Genomic DNA, 11934 nt, shown 5'->3' on the forward strand with positions numbered 1-11934 from the left:
TATCTTTGTCTCATCGAAGTTTTTGAGTAGATAAACTTGAAAAGTATTAATTTATTAATCTTTAATCTAATGAAAAGGAAACTTAGTTTTTTATTTCTTTCAGCATTGACCATTCCATTTTTTATGGTATCGTGCAGTGATGATAAAGAAGAACAGGAAGTGAAACCGGCAACAGATCTGGTTGTCGATAATAATTCGGTGACACTACTACAAGGAGACGAAATTACGGTGAGTATCACCTCCGGTAATGGCGATTATTATGTGAAGCCATTTGATGAAAACGTGGCGACGGCTACAATCAATGGTAATAAGGTGACTATTAAAGCTACCGAAAATAGCCAGTTGGAAGAAAATAACCGTACGGAAACCACTATATTAATAGTAGATGGACGTAAGAAAGTGGCTAGAGTGCTGGTTCGGGTAGCAAAACTCTGGGATTTGACGGTAGATGCACCGGAAGAAGGTTTTGACCTTTTTATCGGTGAAAAGAGACTGGTGAAGATTTTGACCGGTAACGGAGATTATCAGATTTCCATACCGGAAGGTGCTGATAAGTTTTTGGAAGTGGGTGAACTATCCGGACAAGTTATTCCGTTGACTGCCAAGTTCGAGACTGGAGCCGATCCGGTAAATATTACGATAACAGATAAGAAAGGTAAGACAATCACTATTCCTGTGGTAGTGAACATCGTGGATCTGACACTGAAAAGTGATGAAGCCACTTTTGCCGAACCGGATGCCGAATCTCAATATATCTCTATTGAGAGAGGTAATGGCGGATATAGTTTCGCTTATCAGGTGGGAGACGGCGAGCCTACTACGGATGCAACGATTGTGGAAGCTACTGAAAAAGAGAACCTGATTACCTTGAAACCCAAAGCTAGAGGTGATGTGAAAGTGATTGTGACAGATCAGAAAGGTTCTGTGGAGGAGATTTCGGTGAAAGTGAATCCATATAACCTTAAACTGGAAAATGAAGCAACTTCTTTAATCATCGGTGGTTATGAGGCATCTACAGAAATAGCTATTACCAGAGGAAATGGTGATTATAAGTTGGCACAACTCACAGATGATAATAAAACCTATTTGAAAACCGCAGAATTGATTACGGAAGACGGGGCTACCAAGTTAAAACTAACAGGAAAGAAGCTCGGGACTACCACACTGGAACTGTCTGATGCGGCAGGTCAGAAATTGACGTTACCAGTTTATGTGAATCCGGTATGTTATCGTATGGAATATGACGTATGCTTTAAAATTGATATTAAAAAGTATGCCGAATCACATTCAGAGGTGAAAAGTATGAATCAGCTTACTTTTGAGGTTGTGTTCTATCCGACTTATACTCGTTCTATGCAATCGTTTATAGGTTTGGAAAGTGTATTCCTGCTTCGTGCAGAAGCTAAGGATGTGAATCCGCGTTTTGAAATAGCCACTAAAATTAATGGTAAGAGTGATCCCCGTTTCCGTAGTCAGCAAACTATTTATTGCGATGATTCGGAAGGTGGACGTAAGACTCCGGGTAAATGGTATCATATAGCCATTGTATATGATGGAACGAAATCAAGTACTAAAGAGGCTTATAAAATGTATATAAACGGGGTGAGAGAAACGTTGACTCCTGCAGATAACTCTTATGAGGATTGTGCCCCTAATTCATCTCTCAATCTGACAGATGTAGGTGGAAATGATAAAGCACTGTTGATTGGACGTTCCGGAGATTCATATCGGGTAGGATATTGCAAAGTTTATCAGGCACGGATGTGGAAGAGAGCGTTGGACGAAAGTGAAATTAAAGCGAATATGTGCAAAATCCTTAATGCAGAAGAACACTCTGACTTGATGGGATATTGGGTATTCTCGAAAGGTGTCGGAGGTACTACAGTTTTTGAAAATTGGGGAAATGGCGGCAGCGGATTGGATGCGCAAGTTTGTTTGCAGAATATAAGCGAAAATAAACCTGCCTGGGGAGCGGAACTTCCTGCAACTTATAATGGAGATAAGAGCCGCTTTGAACCAATTGAATGTCCTCATTCATACTAAAACTAGGAATATAATAATATGAGAAACAATATGATAACAAAAAAACTAATCAAATTTGCCCTGCTGTTTTTTCTTATCGGACTGACGGCTTGTGACAATAAACTGAATCCGGGATTTGATCCGGATGATTATGAACCGATTGTTCCGCCTGAACCTGTTAGAACAATGGATGCAATGGCTAGTGGCGAGCGAGTAGTACTTTCGGGTGCTTCGTTGACGGATATTGTTCTGAAATGGACGCCTACCGAGAAACACGGAAATACAGTATATCGTTATGAAGTATTGATTGATACGATCGGGGGAGACTTTACCAAACCGGTAGAAACGATCTTTTCTGACAATAACGGTTTGGAATCGCAGTTGACTTTAACCCATTATCAGGCAAACACAATAGGTAAACTGGCTAAATTCCGTTGCAATACCAACGGCACACTGCGTTGGAAGGTGCGTGCTTATTGCGGATTGGATCAGGCTCTTAGTAGTCTGGAAGGTTATTTCGTAATTTTTATGATGGACGGCATTGATGATATGCCTTCTGAAAACGAGCCGGTTTATATCACTGGCGTGGGCACGGAAGATGATGGTGATGAAGCGGAAGCACAACAAATGCTCCGTCAGAATGAAGGAATCTATCAGACTTTCACTCAATTGAAAGCCGACCAGCCATTTATATTTATGTCTACTGTAGAAGGTCGCAAATGCTATTATTATGTAGACGACAACGGAGTGTTGCGTGAGCGTAATGATGGTGAAGACTATACAGTTACGGTTCCTCAATCAGGCATCTACCGGATTACCATCAATATGGGTGAACAAACGATCAGTTACGATGAAATAGGAGCTGTATATCTTTATAACCATTCGGGTGGGTATAGACAGGATTTCAACTATCTGGGATATGGCAAATGGGGTGTGAAGAATTATACTGCCCGGAAACAAACGGAAAGTTGGGCAGGAAGCGGTGAAACCCGTCATAGCTTTAAGATGGAAATCAACGGAACAACCTACCGTTGGGGACATAAGGAGAAAGATAAAGGGCAACCGAATCTGACTACCGACAACAGCTATTATAATTTATATCAACTGGCATTGGGCACAGATCCATGGGATTACAGTTTCCGTTTCTGCGACGAATTACTGCAATGGGGCGAAAAGCAGGGAAATGTCTATTATGCTACGGTGAAAACCGATGTAACCCTCTATTTCAATGCAGAGTTTGGAACGTACACCCACCGTTGGGTAGCTTCGGAAACGAATGAAGATTAAAACTGAATAATAATATGAAGAACTATATAGTATCATTATCAAAAAGAGCTTTGTTGTTAAGCGGTGCACTGGCAATATTTACAGCTTGTGACGACGGCGATCTGGGAGACATCTACAAAGGTAATTCATCCGGTGAATATGTGTCGGATGTGAACTGGACAGATGCAGCCGACAAAAGTACGGGAACTTATATCAAATATTTCTATGAGAATGCCAGCGGACGGGATACCTTTTGTGGAAGCATTTACTGGGAAAAACCGAATACACCGGAAACCGGAGAACCGGCAAGCACGGGCGGTAGCGGCGGATGGTCGCAGGGACATGCATTGGACATCGTGATCGATGCTTATATCCGTCACGCAAACAATCCCGAATATCAAGCTCATTTGTATGAAAACATCATGAAACCTTTCCTGCCGGCTTTTGATGACTGGAATGAACATTGCGGTTATGGTGGCAAAGACTTCTGGAATAACTTCTATGATGATATGGAATGGATGGCACTGTCTTGTCTACGGGTTTATGAATTGACTGGCGATCAGGATTACTACAGTGCGTTGATGAAGATGTGGAACCATATCAAGGGAGCGAAGAATGACTATAAAGGGGTAGGAGGAATGGCATGGAAAACGGATGCGCCGGCTTCACGTATGTCTTGTTCCAATGGTCCCGGTTGCCTTCTGGCTATGAAATTGTATCAACTTACCGTTAAGGAGGCTAAAGATGGCTGGGAAGAGCAGGCTGCTTATTACCTGAACTTCGCCAAAGAGGTATACAACTGGATGACGGCTTATCTGTGTGATATTTCCACCGGACAGGTATATGATAATCTTAGTATTAAAGATGACGGAACACCGGGAGATCCTGATAAAGTAGCCTTGTCTTATAATCAGGGAACATTTATGGCGGCTGCCCTGGAGCTGTACAACGCTACAGGTGAGGATGAATATCTTCGTAATGCGGTTGCTTTCGGCTCTTACCAAGTGAATAAGAAGATGGATTCCAACTATCCGGTATTCAGTGGTGAAGGAAATTCGGGAGATAATCTTTTATTCCGTGGAATATTTGTCCGTTACTTCCTGGATATGGTGAAACAGCCGACTAACAGCCTTTATCCGGAAAAGACCAAGAATAAGTTTATCGCTGCATTGCGCAGCTGTTCTGATGTGCTTTGGACGTTGGCTCATCCCGAAGGCTATTATGTGTGGGAGTACGACTGGGCAAAAGCACCGACCTTCGGTAATCGTGACAACAGGGAAGATCGCCTGACAATCTCCTTGAATGCGGAAGTCCCGGGAGCAACAATGATTGAAATCCGTGCTCGTTATGAAGACTGGGTACAAGGTAAAGCAACGGAAAAGGCCAACTGGGTCGGACCGGATTTCGGTAAGAAAGCAGAGGAATAAGATTGATTTATTACACATAGAAAATCGAAAAGAAAGATGATACATATAAAAAGAAATATTTGTCTGGTGGCTGTTTCTTGCACTCTTCTTGCAGGTATACCTTTGCAGGGTGTGGCGCAAACGGGAAGAACGGCAAAGGTGCAGGCCACACAAAACCATAAAATAACAGTGTCGGGTACGGTATTGGACAAGACGACAAATGACCCGTTGATCGGTGTGTCTGTTGTCGTGAAAGGGGTGGCCAATGCAGGTACGATTACAGATATGGATGGTAAGTTTACATTGAAGCTGCCTTATGCGGAAGCTCCGTTGGTGTTTTCTTACCTGGGTTACCAGCCACAGGAAATTGTTCCCGGTGCAAAGAAGGAACTGACTGTCTTACTACAGGAAGATACGAAAGCCTTGCAGGAAGTGGTTGTGGTAGGTTATACCAAACAACGTAAAGAAACGATGATCGGTTCTGTTGCTACCATCACGACAAAAGATCTGACGCAAAGTCCTACTGCCAATATCAACAATGCGCTTGCCGGACGTCTGCCGGGGTTGATTGTAAACCAGTATGCGGGTGGTGAACCGGGTGTGGATCAAAGTGAATTGTTTATCCGTGGTAAGGCAACTTACGGTAACCAGAGTGCCATTGTCATTGTCGATGGAATCGAACGTGACATGAGTTACCTCGCACCGGATGAAATTGAAACATTCACTATCCTGAAAGATGCTTCCGCCACTGCCGCTTATGGTATCCGTGGTGCAAATGGTGTAATCGTTATTACTACCAAACGTGGTAAGGCAGCGGAAAAGGCAACCGTGAACCTGAAAGCCTCTATTGGTATTAACCAGCCGATCGGTTTCCCCGAATATTTAGGCTCTGCCGATTATGCAACTTTATATAATGAAGCCAGATTGAACGATGCCAAGATGACGGGCGCAGACATCAGCAGTTTGAACCTTTTCTCTCAACAGGCGATTGACAATTTCCGCCGTGCGAAAGGAGACAACTCCGATGGTTTGGGATATGACTGGGATTATTATGATTTTGCCTTCAAACCCGGTTTGCAGGAAGATGTCAGCCTCTCCATTCGTGGAGGTACGGACAAGGTACGTTATTATGTATTGGCCAATTACTTTTCACAAGGCGGTAACTACAAATATTCGAATGCCGGTGAATATGACTCGCAAACCAAGTTCACCCGTTACAACTTCCGTTCGAACATCGATATCAACATTAATCGTTATTTGAGTACCCGTTTGGATTTGGGGGCCCGTATTACCGACCGTAATGCACCGGGTACAACAGCCGGTCGCCTGATGACCATCTGTGCTACCCAGCCTCCATATCTGCCCATCCTGGTGGAAGAAAATGCGCATCCGCAGAATGAGGAATACATTCAGCAAAATCCTCGTGGAATGCTTTATGGTGACAATATCTACCGTTACAATCTTCTGGGTGAATTGAGCCGTACCGGTTATCTGAATGAAAAGAACACGTATCTGAATGGTAGTTTTGCCATGAATCTGGATATGGAATTTCTGACGAAAGGATTAAAAGCGGAAGTGATGTTCTCTTATGATGCTTCTGAAGGACGCTGGATTAATCGCAAACTGGATACTTACAAAGACGGTTATCGTGAATATCCGAAATATGCGACGTTTATGCCGATCGAAGGTTCGGATGCTTATATGGCAGGCGGACACTATACGGGTGCTTACAAAACGGGTAACAAATATGATATTGACCAGACTATTGGCAACGGATTCAGTCATAACGCTTCTGACGGACGTACTTATATACAGGCACGTTTGGATTACAACCGTTTGTTTAGCAACCGCCACGAAGTGACCGCCATGTTATTGGCAAACCGTGGTAACCGTACTGTTAACAATGAACTGGCTTATCATAGCCAGGGTATCACCGGACGCTTTGCTTATTATTATAATCAGAAGTATCTGATGGAATTTAACTTCGGTTACAATGGTTCCGAAAACTTCGCTCCGGGCAAACGTTACGGGTTCTTCCCAGCTGGTTCAATCGGTTGGGTAGTCTCTGAAGAGGAATTTATGAAAAAGGCTTCCTGGATTGACTTCCTGAAAGTAAGAGCCTCCTATGGTTTGGTAGGTAGTGACAATGTCAGCAGCCGTTTCCCATATCTGGCTTTCTACGGTGGTGGCAGTGGTTATGATTTCGGTAATAACTTTGGTACGAATGTAGGCGGTACTTCCGAAGGTAATCTGGCTAATGCGAATCTGACTTGGGAGAAAGCCCGTAAACTGAATGTCGGTATTGACTTTACTACCCTGAACCAACGTTTGGCATTGACGATAGATGCATTTTATGAATATCGTTTTGACATTATTACAGATATGAATAGTGACGGTATCATGGGATATCCGGATATTGTAGGTAAAGATGCAGCTTTACAGAATCTGGGTGAAGTAAGCAACCGCGGTGTGGATATCGAATTGAGCTGGAATGATAAGATTGGAAAGGATTTCCGTTACTATATTCGTCCGAACCTGACTTTCTCCCGCAACCGTTTGGAATATAAAGCGGAAGTTGCCCGCAAGAACTCCTGGCGTAAAGAAACCGGTAAACGTTTATACGAAAACTTCGTTTATGTGTTCGATCATTTTGTAGCCGATCAGGAAGAGGCTGACCGTTTGAACAAGATCGGTTATCAGCCGTGGGGACAATTAATTCCGGGAGATGTTGTTTATAAGGATTTGGATCGTAACGGAGTGATTGATGATGAAGACCGTACAGCAATGGGAAATCCGCGTAGTCCGGAACTGATGTTCGGTATTCCTTTCGGTTTCCAGTATAAGAACTTTGATTTTAGTGTATTATTGCAAGGTGCGACAAAATCATCTATTCTGTTGAATGGGGCTGCTGTATTTGACTTCCCGCAATTTGAACAAGATAAGATCGGACGTGTGAAGAAAATGCATCTGGACCGTTGGACACCGGAAACGGCTGCTACTGCCAAATATCCGGCATTGCATTATGGAACACATGATAACAACAAGAATGGAAACAGTAGTTTGTTTTTGTATGATGCTTCCTACCTGCGTCTTAAGAATGTGGAAATTGGTTACAATGTATCACCCAAATTATTACGTAAATTCCATGTGCAACAGGCACGTATCTATGTGCAAGGTCTGAATCTGTTGACTTTTGATAAACTGGGTGATGTGGATATAGATCCGGAAACGAAATCCGGAGACGGAGCTTCCTGGTATCCTATTCAAAAGGTATTCAATTTTGGTATTGATATAACATTCTAAATAAGATAGAAATATGAAAAAGTTATATAGATTTTCAGCAATTGCTTTATTGGTCCTGCCGTTGGTCTTTACTTCATGTAGCGATTACCTGGATCGGGACGATGATGATAATATTACGGAAGCGGACGTTTTTGCCCGTTACGAAAAAGTGAACGGACTGGTTTCCGACGTATACGCGGCTGCAAAGAAAGCAGACCGTCCGCTGGTGTTCTTCGAGCACTTCAGCAACAGTGCCATTACGGACGAATGTGAAGGAACCAACGTAGAGGGAAACATTACGAATAACTTCAATAACGGTGCCTGGAACCCGAATTCTTTGCCCGGTAGTGTAGGGCAATATTGGGAAGCTCTTTATGAAGGAATCCGTAAAGCGAACCTGATTATAGAAAATGTACAGAAGTATAACACGCCCGACAACCCACAGCAGGATGGTGATCTTCGCAACCGTATCGGTGAGATGTATTTCATGCGTGGTTATTTCCACATGCTGTTATTGCGTATGTATGGCGAAGCTCCTTATATTGACCGTGTGATTAATGCCGGAGATAATATGGACTTCAAGAAAGAATCTGTTCATTCGATGGTTGAAAAGATTGTGACGGATGCGCAAACTGCTTATGGCATGGTTCCTAATAAATATGTGAAAACTTCCGAGAATTTTGGGCGTGTGGATAAGGGAGCCTGTCTGGGATTGATTTCTTTTGTTCGCTGGGTAGCGGCTACTCCGTTGTGGAACGGTGCTTCTCAATATGGATACAACTTGCGTCGTGTGTTTGAAAATGAGTATGCTTATGATGCTACTCGTTGGAGAAAAGCCAAAGAAGCGGCTAAAGCCGTTCTGGATTTCGAAGTCGGCGGAACCAAGCGTTATTCTCTCTATACGAAACATGATGCAAATGATTTCAAGGATCCGGCTGACGGTAATCTGAATGACAGCCGTGTATATGCTCGTTTGTGGGATATGTTTTATGATATGGATGCCTTTGCCAATGAGTATGTGTTCTTTATGACGAAGAGCAAGGATCAGGCATGGCAGGGTGATATTTATCCGCCCAGCCGTGAGGGAAGTTCGCGCCAGCAACCGGTGCAGGAACAAGTGGATGAATACGAATATATCGTAGGTGATTATGGCTATCCGGTATATTCGGCAGAAGCCCGCAAAGGTGGCTATGATGATACTAATCCGTATGTGAAAGGTACTCGGGACCCGCGTTTCTATCGTGATGTAATTTATCACGGAGCTCCTTACCGTAATAATAAGAACGAGTCGAAAACGATCAATACGGCGAGTGGTTCCGATAAGATTGGTGCTACCAATGCAACTACTACCGGTTATTATTTACGTAAATTCCAACAGGAGTCATGGAACAAATCCGGTAACTTCAGTATCAATGCGCCCGCCATCTGGCGTCTTCCGGAGTTTATTTATATTTATGCAGAGGCTTGTAATGAATTGGGCGAGGATATCGATGAAGCTTATAAATTGGTGAATACGGTTCGTGAACGTTCTTTTATGAAACCGATGCCGCCGGAAGTAAAGACTAATCAACAGTTGATGCGTGAATACATTCAGCGCGAACGTCGCGTGGAACTTTTTTATGAAGGAAAACGTCCGTGGACTTGCCGCTTGTATCTGGAACCCACCAGTAAGGAAGAGCTAGCAAAGGAAAGCCTTTGGAAATCGAGCGGGAGTGACAATTCAAAACGTACACAGAAATACTGGGCTGCCAATAACGGTGCATTGCCTCGTTGCCAGCGAATGATTAACGGAATGCGTCCGGTGCAGGATGAGAATGGGGCCATTACGGTTGACGGTGTGAAATATAGAATGGAGCGTTTCTGCGTGGAAGAACGTACGTTCTCTATTCAGCATTATCTGTTCCCGATTCGCCAGAGTGAGTTGCAGAAGACACCGACCATTGAGCAAAATCCCGGATGGTAAACCAGTAGGAATGTATAACTTTAAAAAGAAAATCAGATGAAACGAATCTATACATATATGTGTCTGTTGCTTTTGTCGGTATTATCGTTTGCCGTTACAGGTTGTGATGACGATGATGACGACGATGTGGCTAAAGACTTGATAGAGTTGATTGTGAACAAACCGGTAATACGTATCGGGCAGAATGAGGAAGCCAAAGTGAATGTAGTGGTTGGAAACGGAAACTATACCGTGAGAAGTTTCAACACTGCCATTGCAACGGCTACCGTTTCCGGCGAATTGATAACTGTAAAAAGTGGCTCACAGAATGGGGCCACTACCGTCGAAGTAATGGATGGAGAAGGAGTAGTTGCCAATATTTCTGTGAATGTAGGTGTATTTGAATTGGAAGTGAATGAACCGGAGGTGATCTTGGAAGTTGCCGGTGAAAAGCAACTGATTGTTAGCATGGGAAACTTTTCCAGCAATGATGAATTGTCTTATGAGGTGGAGGATGAAACGGTTGTCAGCATGGTTAATACAGATCAGTTCCGTCCTTTCTATACTTTGACAGGTTTGAAGAACGGACATACAACAGTGACTTTTACAGACCATAAAGGAAAACAGGCAGTGGTTCAGGTGACGGTAAATCCGATTTCTATCGATGTCTCCAATCTGACACCGAGAGTGGGAGTCAACAATAAGATCATGATTACGGTAGAAAAAGGAAACGGAGGTTATAGTCTGACAGCAGAGGATGAAGAGATTGTAGCTATTCAGCAGGTGGATGACACTCGTTTCAATTTAATAGGTAAAAAAGCGGGTATCACTACCGTGTTTGTCAGAGACGAAGCGGAACAGGAATTAAGTCTGACCGTTACGGTGGTACAGGCAGATAAAGTAGCGAACCTAGGTAGCGGTAATTACTTTAAAGTACCGTTTGAATATAATGGTACGGCAGATGAATCGCTAAAGAATTTGAGTACGATCACATTTGAGGCTCGTTTCAATATTGAGTCGTTGAATGGCAATGACAATGGAAATGCCCGGATTAATACGGTGATGGGTATAGAGAAGAAATTCCTGCTGCGTGTCGACGTGCATAAGGGAGGAAGCAATGATGAAGAACGTTTCCTTCAGCTTGCTGCAGATGATAAAGGTAGTATTCGCTATGAGGGCTCTACTAAGATAGAAACCAATAAGTGGTATGATGTGGCTGTGGTATTGGATAATAGTAAGAGCGGAAGCGAACGGATTGCATTGTATGTAAATGGTGTCAGAGAAACGCTTCAATTATCAAACGGTACGCCGGATGATTTGAAAGAGATCAATCTTACTTCTGATTTCTACATCGGCCAGTCTGATGGTAAACGCCGGTTGAACGGAGCTATCAGTTATGCCCGTATTTGGACAAAAGCCTTGTCGGATCAACAGATCTCCGAGCAGAGCGGCAAGTTGTTGAGTGAGGATAAGGATGGAATGGTAGCTAATTGGTTATTCAATAATGGAAATGGTAATACCAAGACATTTGTGTCCTTGGCAGGAAAGAGCTTCGAAGCAGAGGCGGCAAATATTGTTTCAAGTTGGAAAACAGATCCGATATTGGAAACAAGTACTCCTACAGAATAATTGTAAGAAGATAGGATAATAAAAAAGCCATCCCCGGAATAGACGAAAGTAGGGATGGCTTTTTTTGTAGTGTGCTTACTATTCTTCGGCAGACTATGTCCTGCATGTTGTTGGCAAGGTTATTCCTTGACAGGCTCAGCCGGTTTGTCTTTTGATGTAGTGTCTGTGACAACTGTATCATTGACATTGGCGGCGAGTGCAACCAGTGATGCCTTTGCAGGCGCGTCTTCTTTAGTTACAGTATCTTTTACTACTGTATCATTGACAACTGTTGCATTGATTTCTGTCGGGGCTGTCACAGCTTCTGCAGAACTCTGAGCCTTTACAAGGAATGAACCACCACAAACAAACATAAACATTGCTACTACTAATACTAATTTTTTCATA

At 43.2% G+C, this 11934-nt stretch carries 7 protein-coding genes; 6 read left to right on the plus strand and 1 reads right to left on the minus strand.

The annotated features are described in order from the left end of the window. Nucleotides 1–69 precede the first annotated feature (69 nt). From KSX81_RS15430 to KSX81_RS15455, 6 genes are read left to right on the plus strand one after another with little or no spacing between them, the layout of a single operon-like run. Nucleotides 70–2043, plus strand: a complete 1974-nt coding sequence (locus KSX81_RS15430) for a LamG-like jellyroll fold domain-containing protein (RefSeq protein ID WP_032844600.1) — start codon at nucleotides 70–72, stop codon at nucleotides 2041–2043. An 18-nt stretch (nucleotides 2044–2061) separates the two neighbouring features. Further along, entirely contained in the window at nucleotides 2062–3309 is a 1248-nt protein-coding gene (locus KSX81_RS15435; protein WP_004299915.1) for a SusE domain-containing protein, read from the plus strand. Between the two features lie 14 nt (nucleotides 3310–3323). Beyond that, nucleotides 3324–4715: a glycoside hydrolase family 76 protein gene (locus tag KSX81_RS15440; protein WP_004299916.1), complete on the plus strand. Its 1392-nt coding sequence runs from the start codon at nucleotides 3324–3326 to the stop codon at nucleotides 4713–4715. Nucleotides 4716–4751: 36 nt separating this feature from the next. Next, the gene (locus tag KSX81_RS15445) at nucleotides 4752–7997 is read left to right on the plus strand and encodes a SusC/RagA family TonB-linked outer membrane protein (RefSeq protein ID WP_008649705.1); all 3246 of its coding nucleotides are present in this window, start codon (nucleotides 4752–4754) and stop codon (nucleotides 7995–7997) included. A 13-nt stretch (nucleotides 7998–8010) separates the two neighbouring features. Then, on the plus strand, nucleotides 8011–9939 hold the full coding sequence (locus KSX81_RS15450) for a RagB/SusD family nutrient uptake outer membrane protein (protein ID WP_004299918.1): 1929 nt from the start codon (nucleotides 8011–8013) through the stop codon (nucleotides 9937–9939). A gap of 36 nt (nucleotides 9940–9975) precedes the next feature. Continuing rightward, a complete protein-coding gene (locus tag KSX81_RS15455; RefSeq protein ID WP_022276192.1) occupies nucleotides 9976–11547 on the plus strand; it encodes a LamG domain-containing protein in 1572 nt (523 codons plus the stop codon). 119 nt (nucleotides 11548–11666) lie between these two features. On the opposite strand, the gene KSX81_RS15460 is transcribed toward KSX81_RS15455, so the two are convergent. Then, nucleotides 11667–11933, minus strand: coding sequence for a hypothetical protein (locus tag KSX81_RS15460; protein ID WP_004299920.1), 267 nt, complete (start codon nucleotides 11931–11933; stop codon nucleotides 11667–11669). Between the last annotated feature and the right edge of the window lies 1 nt (nucleotide 11934).

The sequence above is a fragment of the Bacteroides sp. MSK.18.37 genome (assembly GCF_019129155.2).
In the GTDB taxonomy this organism is placed as follows: domain Bacteria; phylum Bacteroidota; class Bacteroidia; order Bacteroidales; family Bacteroidaceae; genus Bacteroides; species Bacteroides ovatus.